At 50.1% G+C, this 16,561-nt stretch carries 11 protein-coding genes and 1 pseudogene; 6 read left to right on the top strand and 6 right to left on the bottom strand.

What is annotated here, in order from left to right; all coding sequences use genetic code 11:
- The first annotated feature begins 263 nt into the window (after window positions 1–263).
- The gene (locus tag ABJN86_RS12895) at window positions 264–581 is read left to right on the top strand and encodes a hypothetical protein (RefSeq protein WP_348367665.1); all 318 of its coding nucleotides are present in this window, start codon (window positions 264–266) and stop codon (window positions 579–581) included.
- Here the strand turns inward: ABJN86_RS12895 and ABJN86_RS12890 are convergent.
- On the bottom strand, window positions 578–5,014 hold the full coding sequence (locus ABJN86_RS12890) for a hypothetical protein (RefSeq protein WP_348367663.1): 4,437 nt from the start codon (window positions 5,012–5,014) through the stop codon (window positions 578–580). The two genes, ABJN86_RS12895 and ABJN86_RS12890, sit on opposite strands and share 4 nt — an antisense overlap.
- Window positions 5,015–6,277: 1,263 nt before the next feature.
- On the opposite strand from ABJN86_RS12890, the pseudogene ABJN86_RS12885 reads away from it, so the two are divergent.
- Window positions 6,278–6,611: pseudogene (locus tag ABJN86_RS12885) on the top strand (transposase); the annotation flags it as partial.
- A 34-nt stretch (window positions 6,612–6,645) separates the two neighbouring features.
- A complete protein-coding gene (locus ABJN86_RS12880; protein WP_348367680.1) occupies window positions 6,646–6,858 on the top strand; it encodes a hypothetical protein in 213 nt (70 codons plus the stop codon).
- 291 nt (window positions 6,859–7,149) lie between these two features.
- Here the strand turns inward: ABJN86_RS12880 and ABJN86_RS12875 are convergent, their stop codons facing one another.
- From ABJN86_RS12875 to ABJN86_RS12860, 4 genes are all read right to left on the bottom strand, one after another.
- Window positions 7,150–7,566, bottom strand: a complete 417-nt coding sequence (locus ABJN86_RS12875; RefSeq protein WP_348367661.1) for a hypothetical protein — start codon at window positions 7,564–7,566, stop codon at window positions 7,150–7,152.
- Between the two features lie 293 nt (window positions 7,567–7,859).
- The gene (locus tag ABJN86_RS12870) at window positions 7,860–8,267 is read right to left on the bottom strand and encodes a hypothetical protein (protein WP_348367659.1); all 408 of its coding nucleotides are present in this window, start codon (window positions 8,265–8,267) and stop codon (window positions 7,860–7,862) included.
- On the bottom strand, window positions 8,264–10,102 hold the full coding sequence (locus ABJN86_RS12865) for a CdiA family toxin C-terminal domain-containing protein (protein ID WP_348367657.1): 1,839 nt from the start codon (window positions 10,100–10,102) through the stop codon (window positions 8,264–8,266). The genes ABJN86_RS12870 and ABJN86_RS12865 overlap by 4 nt, the downstream gene beginning before the upstream one ends.
- Window positions 10,102–11,169 (bottom strand): DUF4123 domain-containing protein, encoded by a 1,068-nt coding sequence (locus tag ABJN86_RS12860; protein WP_348367655.1) that lies wholly within the window; start codon window positions 11,167–11,169, stop codon window positions 10,102–10,104. Before ABJN86_RS12860 ends, ABJN86_RS12865 begins: the two co-directional genes overlap by 1 nt.
- Before the next feature lie 100 nt (window positions 11,170–11,269).
- On the opposite strand from ABJN86_RS12860, the gene ABJN86_RS12855 reads away from it, so the two are divergent.
- From ABJN86_RS12855 to ABJN86_RS12845, 3 genes are all read left to right on the top strand, one after another.
- Entirely contained in the window at window positions 11,270–12,268 is a 999-nt protein-coding gene (locus tag ABJN86_RS12855) for a hypothetical protein (RefSeq protein WP_348367654.1), read from the top strand.
- Window positions 12,269–12,775: 507 nt separating this feature from the next.
- Complete coding sequence (locus ABJN86_RS12850) at window positions 12,776–13,819, top strand: SIR2 family protein (RefSeq protein WP_348367652.1); 1,044 nt, start codon at window positions 12,776–12,778, stop codon at window positions 13,817–13,819.
- Window positions 13,812–15,671, top strand: coding sequence for an ATP-binding protein (locus ABJN86_RS12845; protein ID WP_348367650.1), 1,860 nt, complete (start codon window positions 13,812–13,814; stop codon window positions 15,669–15,671). Before ABJN86_RS12850 ends, ABJN86_RS12845 begins: the two co-directional genes overlap by 8 nt.
- A gap of 136 nt (window positions 15,672–15,807) precedes the next feature.
- Here the strand turns inward: ABJN86_RS12845 and ABJN86_RS12840 are convergent, their stop codons facing one another.
- Window positions 15,808–16,527 (bottom strand): hypothetical protein, encoded by a 720-nt coding sequence (locus ABJN86_RS12840; protein ID WP_348367648.1) that lies wholly within the window; start codon window positions 16,525–16,527, stop codon window positions 15,808–15,810.
- Window positions 16,528–16,561: the final 34 nt, after the last annotated feature.

Here is a 16,561-nt window from a genome sequence, read left to right as displayed (position 1 = left end):
AGGGCGCGGTCACGCGGGACCAGAGCCACGCGCAAGCTGTAATGCCAATGAAGCGAGCATGGCGAGGACCCACCCTTTGGCCTGCGCAGGGGGCGGTAGCCCTAAGCAGTGATCCATCGGACTGACCCGATGGTGGGGATCGCTAGCCAAAATTCGGTATTGGTGTTTTCGAAACGATGATCATCCATTACCGTCAATTTATTGACTTATATATTTGAAGGGTGACCCCATTACGTTGCGGGAGCATTCTCAGCATTTTTGATTTGAAAAGTATTGAAAGCATTTCGTTGTTGGAGCAAATAATTTCATTTGAAGACGTTGGCAGTACGGAACCGCTTGGGCGTCAGTTCGGCGCTATCGAACCTGCGACTGTGCCAGACGATTTTCTTGGTCATTTCTTTGGTGCTGAAACATCTTTCAACGACGTCGAGGAAGATCAAGCACCGGCCATGATGACTTACGCAATCGTCGACGCGGCCAAGGTGCCTCAATTTGTACAGATCATTGAAGCCTCTGGGTTAGAATTCCTTGCTAGTTTCCTTCGAAGCCTCAAGGTATTGGGCGTATCTGTTTCCACCTAGATGCTGAAGAACTCGGCCTCAGTCACTCCTTCAAACGTCACTGAGTGAATGCCGCCGTAGTTAAGCACTAAACTGCCATCATCTGTTGTAGACGTGTAAGGTGACGGCAAGTCTCCCAGTGTTAGTCCTGACAAAGTCTGCCCGTCAATGATTAGCGTATCGATACCGACCTCGAAGTCTGTGATGGCCTCGATGGCGGCCTTTGACGCTCCTGCATATGCAAACTCGAATGTGTCGGCTCCTGCGCCGCCTGTGAACGTATGATCGCCACCTTTGTTTAAGTTAGAAAATAGGTAATCATCCCCGGCACCGCCATCGACGATACTGCTGTCAATTACGATAATCGTATCATCGCCGTCCTCACCATAAATGGTGTTCGCCCCTCGTTCGCCCCTGATGGTATCGTTGCCTTCGCCGCCATAGATGGTGTCATTACCGTTACCCGAATTGATCACGTCATTTCCAGCGAAGCCGTAAATAGTGTCTGCACCGTCTGAAACAGTGTCTCCCTCAGCATCGAAGTAGTTGATGTCGATCAAATCATCACCAGAAGTCCCTACGGTTGCTGTTGATGTCGGCCCTGTTTCGACAAAGAACGCCTCTGCGCTCACACCATTCAGAGTGACAGAGTGAACCCCTCCATAGTTGATGACAAGGTTACCGTCGGCAGTGGATCCTGTCGTGAAGTCACTAGGCAGGTTCTCAACTAACAGGCCAGACAACACCTGACCTTCGACCATCAGCGTATCCACACCGACCTCGAAATCCGTAATGACTTCAACAGCGGCTTTCGAGGATCGGGCATGGTTGAATTCAAACGTATCGGCACCTTCGCCGCCCGTGAACGTATGATCGCCACCTTTGTTCAGGTTCGAGTATAAGTAATCATCGCCCGCTCCGCCATCAACGATACTGTTGTCTATGACGTAAATTGTGTCATCCCCGGCACCGCCATAAATGGTGTTGGAGCCGCGACCGCCGTTGATCGTATCGTTTCCGTCGCCGCCGTAGATGATGTCACTGCCATTGCCGGAATTGATCGTGTCATCCCCGCCCAGACCATTGATCACGTCTGCAGTGTTGCCGACAGCCTCGCCTTCAGCATCAATGAAAGCGGCGTCGATAATGTCGGAACCTTCTGTACCTTCGACGCTGCCCGTCGGAAGGATAGTATTGGATCCTGTGATCCATTCTGCGATAGATATACCTTGCAAGAGGATCGTGTCACTGCTCCCGTAGGTCACAAGAACATCTGTCCCTTGATCCACGGCAGTCACGCCAATCGGCAAAGCCTCGATGTCGATGAACTGGCCTTCGATTTCCAACTCGTCTGAAGTCGCATCGAAATCGGTGATCTGATCTGAACCGTCTCCGCTGGTAAAGCTGAAGACATCTGCGCCGGTTCCACCCGTGAGCGTGTCGTTGCCTTGCCCACCAAGGAGCTTGTCGTCTCCGTTGAGACCAGCAACTGTGTTGTCGCCAGCGTCGCCATGAAGCTCATCATCATGTTGAGAGCCAGCCAGATTCTCAACATCTACGAATATGTCGCCAAGCGCGTCTCCGGTGTTAAGGAAGGTATCATCTAAGCTCACGAATACACCCTCCGATGCATCCGAGTAATCGGCAGTGTCTTGTCCGTCGCCACCGTCCAACACATCGGCCCATGCACCGCCAGTCAGCATATCGTTACCCGCGCCACCAGCCAGCCTGTCTAAGCCATCACCGCCTGACAGGGTGTCATCTCCAGCATTGCCTATCAGATTGTTGTCGCCTGAATTTCCCGACAATGAATCGCTGTTGGACCCGCCTTCGACGCCGGAAGTTTCTTCTGAGAAAGTGTTGAATCCTCCATCGCTCAGATTAACAACTTGAGCCTCGAGATCTGCAATCACTTCTACTGACTGCATCGCATAGCTGACCTGAATTGCATCAAGTTCGCTGCCGTCGCCGGTTCCATCAACAGGAGGCGGCGGTAATTGTTCGCTGCCCTGATTCCCAAGTCCAGCTGCTCCGGTCCCAAGTTGATAGGTCGTGCCATCATGGGTGAGATCTTGATAAATGAAGAAGTTATTTTCCGCGGTCAAAATGTCTAGCGAACTCACAGTTAAGCCAAAGTGACCCAAGCTGTAACCAATCGTTACGTCTGCGGTCGTCTTATCAAATTTCCCATTTGCGTCAAAATTTTCAGCACTTGGATCGAGAACAATGTAACCATCCCAAAGTAGGCTGCTCATGGTGCCATCGAAGCCAAGCTGAAACACCGAGAGGTCCAAGAACACTGCGAATTCAAGTGCCGTGACCTTCTCGAAATTCCCTGAGGGTTGCCCAGGGAGATATTGGTGCCCGGAGAAGGTACCACCAAAAATCATGTCAGTACCGGTAATCACCGTACCATTGACCGAAAGAACGTCACTCGCGCCGCCGGAAACATTGTCGCCGATCCGTGCTTGAATAACATCACTGCCGTCGTCTCCACCACCAGAGAGGCCAGTATTATTGCCGCCAGAAAGGAGGATATCGCTGCCACCACCGCCTGTGAGAGTGCCGATGCCCGTCAAGATATCCTTCCCGCCCCCGCCACTCAGGCTGTCATCGCCGCCTCCGCCAGTCAATATATCGTCCCCGTCCCCACCATTAAGGCTGTCATCTCCAGCACCACCTATAAGAGTGTCTGAACCACCTCGACCAGCCAGGATTGATCCAGAGGCGGCGGCTATCAATGTGTCGTCCGCCGAAACAGAGCCGGCACCACTATTGAATCCTGAGAACGTAAAGCTGTGCCCGCCACTCGATCCAATTCCGGTCTCAAGGTTGAGCTCTCCACCTTGAGTGCCAAACAACTCAATCGCCATCTGGTCATCACCAATGAAAGTCTCAAATCCAGTGAAGTTATCGACCGAGAACCCATTAAGCAGCTGCGCTGACAAGTCGTCGCCCACTGCACCTACAGAAAGACTAACACCTGCGTCGACAACGTTAAGCGTGTCTGTGCCAAGTCCACCATCAACGCTGTCACCAGGAGCGGGTGGGCCGATGAAACTTCCTTCTGGATCAACTACCCCAACCTCGCCGTTGGATCGGGCATAAACGGTATCATCGCCGCCGTTTAAGCTGACTTGGTTTTTATTGCCATCAAGATATACGATCTCAACGCCATCGGAGCCGACAACGTTCTCAAAACCTTGAATTTCAAGAGTGCCTGCGGCGGAAGTTATCGACCCCGCTGGGGCATCACCAATCGGCTCTAACGGAAGTCCACCAATGTCGCCTGAGTCAACAAACTCACCTTGGAGACGGATCGTCGTCTCCGTGCTGTTTGCTCCGTTCTCTATCTGAAGCGTGTCAGTGCCTTCACCTGCATCAATGCCGCCGTTGCCGCCGGAGTTGAGCTCAAAGAAAGACGGAGAAAACAATACTGTGTCATCCATGCCAGAAAGGTGTAACAACTCAAAATTCACGAAGTGGTCACTTGAAAGCGATGGTGATGCAATCGAAGTTGCCGCATAGACATTGCCAGTCCCACCAGCCGAAGCATTTTCAGCAGTTGCTTCGACGTCATAAGCAACACTAATTCCTGAAAAAAAATCGGCATAACTCAAGTTGTCCGTATCGCCGCCCCCATCAAGGAAATCATTTCCTAGCGAGGCGAATACCGCATCATTTCCTCCGCTGGTATGGACGTAGTCGTCCGACACCCCTCCCAACAGGACATTAGCGTTATCTCCTAGGACTACCAAATTACGCGTGTCCGGAGCAAGATCTTCTAATGAGATCTCACCAACAACAAATTCTGTGTTATCAACGAAAACGACATCAACATTTTCGGAGCTCAATGGGGTATAATTGCGAAATTCTTCTAGCTCAAAATTGCTGTCTCCGACAGCTAAACTACCGGCTGTTGAACTGGCAGAAAAATAAGAAATTCTCGGTGGATTACCCATAGCAACGTGGACAATGCTCTCAATTTCTACCATCTGCCCCGCCATTTGTTCCGGATCGAATAATGAGCTTACATCCGAGGACACAGGATCTTTGGCGGAATCCGTCAGCGAACCGAAGTAGATATGCGCAAGCTCATGGGCCAGAGCAGCTTCGGCACTCATATTTTGGACAGTTCCGTCGGCGGCTAAATACAACACTTCATTTTCGACGCCATCAAAATCGATCCTAACTTCGTGCCGCGTACCGTCTGAACTCACATAAGCGGAAGCTTGATTAGCCGCCTGACCATCGGCATCTATAAGTCTGTAATTTCGAACAGTGTCAGCTGAAATTCCATTAAGCATCTGCAGCAATCTTTGATCGCCTTGAGACGCAGCTTGCTCTGCTATTCCGTACAAGGACGTTAATACGTCTCTAGCTTTGGCCTCGAAAACCGAAACACTCTGGTTGGAGGTGAATGAAAAGGATGCAAGTAAATCTTCAAGTATCATTCTGTTCCTTAATATTTGCTATTCTGCAGACTTGCCACAGGTCTGGAAGTAATTTCGCGTCTCACTACATAGCTCTTCCGCTATCCCAATTGAAATAAAGTGCTCTTGAAGGGATCTCGAAAAAACTCTGGTGTTGAAATTTGCAGCGCAGTCAAGAACATTTACGCCATCTTCAGCTAATTTCGTTTCTCGAGTAAAAGTTTCGCCTGCCGGTTCACAATTTATCGTCTCCTCTAGGAGGCGTTCAACGATGTAAGCTTCAAAACCAACTCGTGGAACGATACCCCAAAGCCTTGCTGGACCTAGCCCCTCAAACTCCATTACGCCAAATGGAGACACGCTCAAAATAACCGTGCTTATACTGTGGCGAGTTTGGGGGACTGTGCTCGCGGAAACAGAAAGGCTGCAAACTACAGCCACAATTAAAGAATATAATAGTCTATTCATAGAATTCACTACCTACAGCTTCCACCAATTAATTCAATGCTTTCCATTTGCATTTTCATCAAATTGGGCATGAACTTTAAGCGCTCATTAAGGCGACACTAACGAAGGTGAGGAAGCCCTTCAAGGTCTGAGACCAGTTTATTAATATAGTCCCAAAATGTTCAGAATGAGAGTGCCCGTCCGATGAAGGTTCTCTGGCTTGGAGGTTTCAGCGAATGCTGAGAACACCCAGCTGGCTAGTACTGTCGACATTAGAAAAAAGACAAAAAATGGCTTCTAAACTTCAAATGTGCGATTGCATTCATTCTACTCAATCCCGTTTCACACATTGATACCTCGCGGTCAGACATCACCCAGATGTGACCTTAGCTTCGTCAAAAAGGGAGCTTTCTGAAATAGCCAACTTGTGGCGCATTGCTCGCAAGTTCAGGTTTTCAATTTCAGGGGAGGTAGGCGGCAAAACTGTAATCCAACCCATCAGGAGGTTTTCAAATCTCATCCAATATTAGAGTAATTGATAGATACTCAAAAGGTAAGGAAATCCTGACCGTCGTCAGTTTTTTGGAGCCAAGATATGCGGCGCGTTGTCTGCGATGCAAGCGTCGCGTTTCGAGCGTCTTTCGTTTGATCCATTCCGTTGCCTGACAGGGTATTGCGCAGCAATGTCCCGAGAAGGGCGTTGTTTCAGAATGGCTTTGTCACGTCCGAAGTAGACGTCGGCGGGTGTGCTGTGTCTGACGTCAGCGCCTATGGGGCCAAATAGGGTTATTTGCTAAGAGAGTGTTTGTTCTCATCGTCACCACTGAGGAGTGGACAATGAGAACGACAACGAAGAACCTCAGCGAGAGGACCACCAAAGACATTAAACGCGCCACGCGCAAGCATTATTCATCCGAAGAGAATATCCGGATCGTGCTAGATGGCATGCCTGGCGAAAACAGCATTGCAGAGCTGTGTCGCCGTGAAGGGATATCGCAGGGCATTTACTACAAGTGGTCCAAGGACTTCATGGAAGCTGGTAAGCGCCGTCTTGCTGGAGACACAGCGCGTGCCGCAAACACTGATGAGTGTTAAGGGACTGCGCTGCGAGGCAAAAGACCTCAAGGAGGTCGTTGCGGAACAGGCGCTCGAATTGCGTCTTCTCAAAAAAGCATGCTCGGCCGCTCTCGGGACATTGCTGCGCAATGCCCTGTCGGGCAGTGGATGGGGACGACCGCGAATGGTGGGGGCCAATCACCCAATTGATTGTGCATGGTTTGGTGCAGGTGGAGCTGTCATGGCTTCAAATCCTGCGAGTGGGTATCCAAAGGCGGCGCGATAGCCCCTATGGTCAGGGGGCTTCGGGGCAGGAACGCCCCGGTGTCGATGGGTGCAGGGAGAGCGAAATCTCCTTGTGAGGGATCAAACACCGATATGTTTGGATGGTCATGGTAGGGTTCAACGCCGCATCATGACCATTGGCTTAGGGGGATAAAACGGGGGAGCGCAGCAGCCCCCTTTTCAAGAGGTGTGGTACTACCACACACATCTTGCGGTTACTCTTAAACTGGAAGATGGCCGAAGGGTCGCAGCGAAAACGGGTCACATGACCCACATCTCGCGGTTATTCTGAAATGGGGATTAAGCAGCAGGGTAAATACAAAATCGGTTCACGACAACTCATGGTAAAACCAAAAAAAATAGCTTCCTTAGACATTTTGACTGTCTTCTAGGGCGTCAACTATATCTAAAAATAGAGAGTCATTTGTGTCTGAATAATTTGACAACCTATTGAACGAAACCTGAAGGACATCTTTCAGTTCAATTAGTAATTCTAGCAAATCCAAATCTAGCTTAACATTTTGAAATTCCAACTTAGCCGTGAGCTTCGATCCATCGCATGCTAGCCTACTTCCATCTGGCAATGTGTAGGAGGTTTTAGTTGAATTTATGCATGCAGTCATAGCTGCGCCAAAAAGGTTCAGCAGCTCAACATAGACTAAGTAATCTGATTTGGGTTTTGCATCTTCACTACACAGTCTAGTCGCCTCATCTCTAAGATGAATCCGCCCCAAATCATAAGGATCAGGTTCAGCGCCAGCAACTGTATTAATATAAAGCTTCATTAACGTCCTCCAAACATAGGATACATGGTTATGACGCTGTCATCTACAGTATCGACAACAACCTTATAATTTGCTCGCAGCTCGTTAATCGTCATTCGACGCTCAAACGTTTTCCGTCGCTTGGCATTCGAATGTTTCAGATAAAAATAAGTGAGACCGGCACCGGCATTGGCACCAATTATGAGTTCAAGAATTTGGATTTCTTATGTTGACTGGGTAAGCAGGCAGTTTTTTATCACATCTGACGCCGACCCCATATACAAAGTCATTGTCATTCAATTTCTTTATATCAATTAGAGTTTATTCAGTCGGCGCATTTCATAGTTCACGTGGTTGCGTTCGATGTTCTTCAGTGCTGCAACCGCTTTCGCAGCAGCCTCCTCCCACATGGCTTTGTTATTAGAATCAAGCAATATTTGTGCATCAACGGCGCTCAGAATATACTTGGAAAAATCGAGAAAGGGTACTCGAACTTCTTGATTGTTTGCGTAGGTCCAGACTTCAATGTAATCGAACCGTCCTTCTGGGCCGCCTTCGTCTTCGGCTAAATCAGCAGGGAAATCACAAGTTTTGTCTTCTGGGTTATAGCCCCGACCTTCTGAAAAAGAGGAAAGAGCTTTTAGGAGTTTTTCATCTGTAAGCACATTGAAAAATGCTTCAATTGGGTACAAGTCTTCGGAGAGAGAAAGTCTTTGTATCATATATTTATCTCCGGGAAAAATGATGTGACGACCCCATCGGTCGAGTAGCCCCGCATTGGTATACCTTCGCTTGTCAGGCCAGTCCATTCACGAGGGAGAATTCCTCTCCCTGCCGCCAACGCATTATCAGCGGCTTCTTGCCCCATGCGTATCATATCACCGTCACTCAAAATGGTGCTATCATAAATAGTCTTCTCAAAGCCTTTGCTGCGCATAAGCCCAGTTGGGTTGCCTCGCGCATCAAGTGCTGGCAATTGATATTCTACATGCTCGACCCCTTTTAGAGTGGGGTGTGGCGTTCGGCTTGTTACAACGCCTCCTTCCGCAGCAAGTTCGCGTTCAAATACAGCCTTGTCATGCGCACCACCAATTCCTCGTTTCCTAGGAACGTTGAGGTCGCGCTTTTTCATATGATCGCCGATGTCACGACTCATTTCCGCGCGCTTCCGCACAACGGTTATATTTGGGCCATCTTTTCGCAAGCTGTCCGGATTAATTTCAACCTTCCGTTGGTTCAAACGCTGTCGAATCCGCGCCACGCCATCTGCCCCCGCACGGGTAGCGGCTTCTAGTTCGTCATGCAGGCCTTTGCCGATTTTGGCCAGTGCTGCGATGGCTTTGCGGAACGCATCAAGTATGTCCGCCAGAACGCCGAGGCTTTTCGCCTTCACTGCCATGCCCCTCAGTTTGGCTATGAATGCAACAAACCGCCCCGCGAGAAGTGCTACTCCAGCCCCAGTCAAGGCCGCGATCACCGCCAAAACAATCTCGATCAGCACCTCGGGCAGGATGAAGCCGGTGACCACGCCTACCATCTCGGACCAGAAATTCGGCACCATGTTCATCGCCACGGACATGATGACATGGAAGACGTTCTCGAAGGCCGAGGTCTCGCTGGCGATGAGCACCATGCGCTCGATCCAGTCTTGACCGTTGTCGATAAGTTGCGCAAAGAGCGTGCCCAGATCGCCGGGCAGATCGCGCAAAGTATCCAGCGCGGCCTCCATCAAGTCTACCGTACCCGAAGCCAAATTGCGCATCGCCGCCATGATGGTGTCGATATAATCGGACAGGTCATCGATGCCATCGATAAGGTCCGAGACGGCCTCAAAAGCGGTTTCGCCCAGTGATGTGCCGAAGACATAGACCGCGCCGAGGGGACCGCCCCATTTTATTAGATTTTGCTCCATGGGCGTTTGGCGCGCGACATATGCATCAAAAGCCTCGCCTGCGTCTTCGGCCAAACCTTTTGCGCTTTGGTAGGCCGAGATCGCTTTTTCGCTGACCCCACCCCAAAAACTGGCTTCGCCCTCGTACCAAGACGACAACCCCTTGCCGATACCGCGCAATCGCGCCTCAGGGATGGAAAGGAGGCCTTTTTCCTCCCATTCGGCCACGTAAGGTTGCAGCTTTGTAAGGGCATCATCCCGAAATGCCGTGAGTGCCGCGCCGAGGTCCTCCATACCGCTGTCGGCCTCGCCCGCGCCTTGTGCCACGAGCGATACATCCGTGATTCCATGGGCAACCTCGATCAGAGGCGTGGTTCCCATTGTAGTCAGTGGTGCGGTCGGCGCATCGCCGTCCTGTTGACCGTGTGCGGCCAGTGGTTCAGTGCGGATTGCGCCATCCACCACAACACCCGTCGAATCTTCGACTTTCACGCAAGCGTCTGTCAGCGGGGTATTCCATGCATCAACGTAGCAGGCCTCGACCATGATCTGCCCCGAACAGGGCAAACAAATGCGGTCCATCTCGCCTTGCGACGCGGGTGCGTCCGCCTGTGCCTGCGCCGCAACGGCGCTTGGACTGGGTGTGGCGGAATTTCCATCGGTCATCAGAACACCCCTTCGCCATGCAGGACATCCATACGCCGTTGCATTTGCATCAGCTTGGCGTCCTCGCTCTGAGTGGAGCGGCAGATGTTATAGAGATCATCGTTTGGGTCCCGCCGCTCGAACAAGTCCCCGTAGAACAATTGCCAACTGGCTAGCACATGAATGTTGCGCACCTTGCGGATGCCGTAAGCCCCCATGCGCAAGGCAACCCGTCCAACGGTGTCGATCAACACATCACGCGGAACGTCAACGGTTTTGTCTGGAAAACACCGTCGTAGAGCCGTTGCGATATCAGCCCGACGGCGTCGCTCTTCGCCTTGCGTTAAGGCTTTTTCCTGCACAAGTGTCAGCTTGTAACCTGCCTCAGTGGGGTGTTGTTCACGTTCGGGCGCATAATGCACGGTGGACACATCTTGAGTGCTACAGCAAATAACGGCGTCAGCCATCTTCGCGTTGTAGCTGTGAAAGAAAGACGGGCTACCGATGGCATCAATGGGATTAACCCCAAGATAGGCTTGAGTGGCATGTGGCTCCCAAAAACGGAAATATACCGACGCACCAGCACTGTTCTGAACCTTGGTGAATTTCCGAAAATGCTGCCACAAAGCCTCAAGGCTTTGAGTCGAACGAAGGTAGATTCCCGCCTCATTGCCCCACAGGTGCCAAGGCGCATCCCCTTGGGTGAAGAGGTTTTGCGTTAGCTTGTTTTCTTCCTTAAGGCGCACAATCCAAGGGGCGACATCACCAAGTTGGTCAAATGTATCGCCCTTGTAAAAACAGCGGTGCTCTAGACCTGATGTCGCAAGAAGTTCGGCAAGCCCCGCCACTTTGGCGGCGTCAAGGATTGCATAGGTGTAGGATGGTGGCGTCTCGGCGGTTGCGTCAAGCTGACCAAAAAGCGGTTCTTTAAGTGCCTCAGGGACATAGGCCTTATTGTCTTGCCCGAACTGATCACCAAGAGGTGTGACATCAAACTGCTCAACGCGCCCAACCTCTGAGGGGGCTTTCGCCTTCAGGTCCGGTGCTTCAAGCCCAGCCGTCCACAAATCCAAATCGTCTATATGCACTTAAAAAATCGCCAAAAGACACTATAATTATTAACGGCAATATGCTCCTAAATGGCCACCCTCAATGGAGGAAAACCTTACCTAAAGTGCAATCTAATCTATGATCAAAGCACATATTACGGCCATTGAGCTGGCCCTGACCACCGCCCTCGCTCAATATGAGGAGACGATGGGGCAGGTGTTTCCCACTGTTCCAAACCTCGTCCCAATCGCAGATGCGAACTTTTGGGCTGTGGCTGATATCAATGATGGCCCCTTGACGATCACGGTCAGCACAGGGCTGGTTGCAGAGCTGAAAAAGCTATGGATGAACGCACTTGCAGATGATGACTTCAAAGCAGGTGTGGGCGGCCCAATCGACGCGAGCGCAGAGGAGATGACACATCTGGGTTTCGTCTGGTTGATGCTGCACGAGCTGCATCATTTCGAAATGGGACATTTCGAGTTTGCAGGGCGGCTGTGTCTGACCGAAGCACACGCGCCGTCTACGTTTGGTGTTGTATCACGGGCGAAGTCAAAATCTTCGCCAACATTGACGAAGATAGACGCAGGTGATCTACCTAAGGTCGAACCTTGTCTGGAGATGCAGGCAGATCATGACGCCATAGAAATGCTGATTGATGCGTATTCGCCAGATGAATGGGAAAGCCTTCGAGTGCGGACAGCGGCCATCTCGGCAGTGATGATGCTAATCGAGCGTGAAGATGCCAAGAATAATCATGAGCATTCGTCACATCCAAAGGCTGCAACGCGAATATTCCAATTGCTTGGTCACGTGATTGAGATGCCCATGATCCAAGCTAAAATCGCCATGCAGCATCCTGAGTTGGAGATTGAACCCATCGTCCATTCAGATGAGGAGCAAGCCGCGTTCAATCGAGCCGTGGTCATTCCAGCTTTCTTTGACGCTGTGAACCTTGCTCGCATCGCCGATGCAGGAACTATCCGCGAAGACCTTGGTGAAGCCCAAGATTTTTTCCGAGATGTTCAGGTCGCTAAGTTGGCTGATCCTAGCAAGTTTGATGATCTGACAACTGAAGGAGCGGTGGAATGGGGTAGGTTGATGCTGTTCAATCCAACATTGGTGCAGAGTCAATGAGGGCGGGAACCGGACCTTCGCCGCAATGGCGAACTAGCTTTGCAATAGTCCGAAAAGCCGACATTCAGGAGCCGTTCCGAATGTGACTTTTTGTTGCGCCGAACTTTACAACCATGGCACGATTGGTCATGTTGTCCGACAAGCTCGGTTAAGAGCTATTAGTAGGATACGTGTTCACCCGCTTCACAGTACCCCCATACTTTCAAGTCCAGTAAGACGGTACACACATTGTTTAATTTTTTAGCCAAGGAAGGATAGCATTTATGGCACTCAAACCAGGACCAAAGCCGATTGCAAAATCTACGGGAAAACCGGATCAGCGTCGCCGAGACAACAAAACCACACCAGGGAACACACCGTCTCTCAAACCTAGCAAATCTAGCAAGCTCCCCTCAAAAAAATGACACCGGATGACCACTTAATGCCGCATAAATTGTTCCGAAGGCCTTACTTCCAATCGGAACCCTGACGTAAGCTTCTCGTGATTAAGTAAGAGTATCGGGCGACATGGAAATCCTTGAACTAAACGATCCCGAGAAAGTGGCACGACTTCTAGAGCGCTATATTCAGTCCGCTCACCTCAATTTCCTATTCGGCTCTGGCGCATCGATGCCAGCCATCCAACTTGCTGGCAATGTGGAACAGGAAATCGATCAGCACTTAGCGGCTTCAGAACATGACGAGGCAAACAAAAAAGCTCTGATGTTCATCGAAGAACTTGAGTACCAGCATGGCTTTCTGCCAGCTGGATACTCGGAGGGCGACGATACTGACATTACGCTCAAAAATTACCTTCATTTCTTAGGTTCTATCGACCGTATTCTCTTTGAGCGCAAAAACATCCTTTTGCCCCGCCAAGCCAACGTCTTCACGACGAACTACGATGAGTTTTTCGAGGTTGCGGCATCGCTCCTACCTTCATTGGTTCTAAACGACGGCTTTAATCGACGCATAGGTAACTCAGGCTTCGAGTATGCACCGGAATTATTTTTCGACCGAGTTTACAGGTCGGGTACGGTGTATCAGCATCAATCGGAAATACCGTCGGTGAACCTAGTCAAAGTTCATGGATCGATCTCGTGGAAGCGTAAAGCCGACGAGAAAATCATGCTTGGAGAGCCAGAAAAAATTCAACTCACAGCGATCCAGAAAGACAACCCACAGGAAGTTAGGGATGCGCTTGCAAAGCGAGCTGTGATCTTACCCAACATGCGGAAATTCGAGTCCACACTACTGGATCGAGTATATTTTGACCTTTTGCGTTTATACACAAACGCAATGGAAATGGAGAATGCCTTACTCTTCGTTTTTGGTTTCTCATTTGCTGATGAGCATATCTTGGACATCACTCGGCGAGCACTGCGCAACCCCACCGCAAAGGTTGTAGTATTCGCCTTTAGTCAGAACGGTGCCGCCGACCTTGAAGCAAAATTCTCAGCCTACCGTAATGTTCTAATTATCAAACCTACGGATGATCAACAGATTGACTTTCCCGCGCTAAACTCTCTGTTCGATATGATCGGTGCTATCCCCGAGGCAATCCATGACTAATGCTCGGCTTCAGCAGGAAGCTGTACTTAGGGTTGGCGAGGTGACAGAGGTCACAGGCCGCAAAATTTCAGTAACTGTAGACAAGGATAAGAACCTATCTGAACTGTTCTTTGACGGTGAGTTGATCCGCAACGTAGCAGTGGGCAGCTACATCGACATTCGAAAAGGCTTCGTTAGTTTAATAGGAAAGGTAGATGGTGAATACGCTCGTCCCGACGCGCTCTTTCTTGCTGAAGCCACCAAAGTTCCCAATTCGAAGAGGTCGCTGTCAATTGCTCTTGTAGGCTATGTGGACCGTTCCGGGACGTTCTTTGGGGGAACCAAGGAGTTACCCTTAGTAGGCAACGAAGCCTACTTGCTGACCAGCGAGAAAGTTCATCAAATACATAACCTCGTCTCGGAAGACGCAATACCTTTGAATGTCGCGGTTTCGGACTACGAGGGGTTTGAGATCAGCCTTCCAGTCGACGGATTGATGAACAGTCACATCGCGATTTTCGGCAATACAGGCAGCGGTAAATCGAACACGGTTGCTTTGTTGTATCAGACCTATATCGAAACTATGCGGAAGAGAAATCAGGCATTGTTTGATCAGAGGGTGCGAATTTTGTTCTTCGACTTCAACGGGGAGTATTCTCGGGAGAATTGCCTTACCCCAGATAAGACCGTTTACAATCTATCCACCAGACATGATCAGGGCGATAAGGTTCCATTATCCGAAGCTGGGTTTCTAGATTTTGAAACTTTGGCCATACTTTCGGATGCGACAGAGAAAACTCAACGTCCGTTTATAAGAAGAGCCTTAAGTTTAACTAATCGGATTGGACAAGGCGAAGATGGCAGGGACCATCTGCGAAGCATGCTGCGTATGCAGATTACACAGATCTTACAAATGGCGGACAAGGAGCGGGCCTTTCTCCTGATCGACTATATGCGCCAAATTTTGCCTGAGTGCGAGGAAGAAGGGGTCGATGTGCCTCTTGAACGCGACCTAGAGTGGCATAACACAACGGCTCAGTTTATTGGCGCTGGCGAGTACCTGACGAGTAATCCAAATGCGATACCAAATACAGAAATCTATCAACGAGTTGAAGCCTACGATTTTGCGAACGATATTATTATCGATTTCATATCAATTTGTTACGTGCAGCTGGTTTGGGATGTCCTCAACAATCGTGCTCAAAACGAGCATATTGCCCCGGCAATCAATAAATTGAAAAGCAAGCAGGCAGACATAAGAAAAGTTTTTGATCCTCAGAACACTGGTGATGTCTTCAGCAACAACGTGGTTGTCATAAACCTCCACGACGTAAATATCGAAATGAAGAAAACGCTTCCTCTTTTGATTTCTAAGCGCGTCTACCAGGAACAGAAAGACCGCGCCGACACGGACACTGCGTTGAGCATCGTTATTGATGAAGCTCATAACATTCTATCTTACGAGTCATCTCGAGAAGCCGAAAGTTGGAAAGACTACAGGCTAGAAACCTTCGAAGAAATCATCAAAGAAGGCCGGAAGTTTGGGGTCTTCATAACCGTCTCCAGCCAACGCCCGAGTGACATATCCCAAACGATCACGTCCCAAGCCCATAATTACTTTATTCATCGGCTGATCAATAGTCGTGATCTGCAATCCATTGCTACCGCCGTGTCTTACATTGACAAAATCACTGAGGAGTCGATCCCGACGCTGCCAACTGGAACTTGCATATTCAGCGGGATGGCAGGCCAGATGCCAATGAAGCTAGCTATGAGGCCTCTACCCGATATGCAGCAGCCTAAGAGCACGACGCGAAAGTTGTCTCACATCGTGCCGTCAGCACAAGCTGATGTCATCGATCTAGACACTTAGGCTCTGGCCTACTCTTGGCAGTTCGATGATGCCAGTTTTGGTTTTGGACGTCTGCTTTTGGGAAACCAACTCTGGGGCATTCGCTCAAGCTTGAACGGCAGGAATGGGCCGCCAGTGTCGTAGCGGTTTTGGCCCTTCACTCCAAAACCCGCACTTTGGCTTTGAATAGATCAGCGTCTGCCTCATGCACCCACGACACAAGCTTATCCAGTGCCATCGGGATATCAGGTGTTTGGGTCGTGACCATTACAAACTCATGCAGCCCCAAGTCGTGGCTTTCGACCAGCGGATCAGGTTTGCCTTCACTGGTTTGAGGCAGAAGGTTTGCGCCAACGACAATCTGTGCAGTCATCGCGCCATCTTGCCCTAGCGGGACAGGATGCCAAGTGTTTCGAATACCCTGCAAAAGTAGGGCATAGCAATCAATCGCGCTTGTGAGTTCGAAGCAAAATTCTTGGCCTAGCTTGATAGTTGTTTGAGCGGCATCCATAGCGCTAGCGCGTTGCACAATGCCCATCTCCTGCTTGATCGAAAGGAGCTTTAGCTGGCCTTCAACGGCTTGCTCATCGACAATTTTCTTCCACCTCATCTCTGGCGTGTATGGAAATATCTTTGGAGCCTCGCGATGCGCCACCGTGAAATGCTGCTTTAGTAAAAACTCATACAGAACTTTGGCCCTGATCTCAGAATACGCGCCTCGCTGGAGGTTGCGCCGAGATGAGGGGCTTAACGACCATGGTTGATCGAACGGGATTTGCAGGAAATCATCAAAGTATTCGTTCGCGAGTTTCGCCGCTGCAACGATTGCCGTGTAGAGCTGCGCCTTGTGCTCGGTGCTGGTTGGGTCAAAAGGCATGCGGATTATACTCCTATGGCAATATCTGCCATTT

It is taken from the genome of Litoreibacter sp., assembly GCF_039974535.1.
Taxonomy (GTDB): Bacteria; Pseudomonadota; Alphaproteobacteria; order Rhodobacterales; family Rhodobacteraceae; genus Litoreibacter.
The sequence above is the reverse complement of the archived record's forward strand: the minus strand, read 5'-3'. Positions and strand labels throughout refer to the sequence as shown.

Bases quoted from the DNA above. Each gene is read 5' to 3' on its own strand.
- ABJN86_RS12890 (WP_348367663.1), bottom strand. From the start codon at position 5,014: ATGATACTTGAAGATTTACTTGCATCCTTTTCATTCACCTCCAACCAG.
- ABJN86_RS12850 (WP_348367652.1), top strand. From the start codon at position 12,776: ATGGAAATCCTTGAACTAAACGATCCCGAGAAAGTGGCACGACTTCTA.
- ABJN86_RS12865 (WP_348367657.1), bottom strand. From the start codon at position 10,102: ATGACCGATGGAAATTCCGCCACACCCAGTCCAAGCGCCGTTGCGGCG.
- ABJN86_RS12870 (WP_348367659.1), bottom strand. From the start codon at position 8,267: ATGATACAAAGACTTTCTCTCTCCGAAGACTTGTACCCAATTGAAGCA.
- ABJN86_RS12845 (WP_348367650.1), top strand. From the start codon at position 13,812: ATGACTAATGCTCGGCTTCAGCAGGAAGCTGTACTTAGGGTTGGCGAG.
- ABJN86_RS12880 (WP_348367680.1), top strand. From the start codon at position 6,646: ATGCCCTGTCGGGCAGTGGATGGGGACGACCGCGAATGGTGGGGGCCA.
- ABJN86_RS12855 (WP_348367654.1), top strand. From the start codon at position 11,270: ATGATCAAAGCACATATTACGGCCATTGAGCTGGCCCTGACCACCGCC.
- ABJN86_RS12840 (WP_348367648.1), bottom strand. From the start codon at position 16,527: ATGCCTTTTGACCCAACCAGCACCGAGCACAAGGCGCAGCTCTACACG.
- ABJN86_RS12875 (WP_348367661.1), bottom strand. From the start codon at position 7,566: ATGAAGCTTTATATTAATACAGTTGCTGGCGCTGAACCTGATCCTTAT.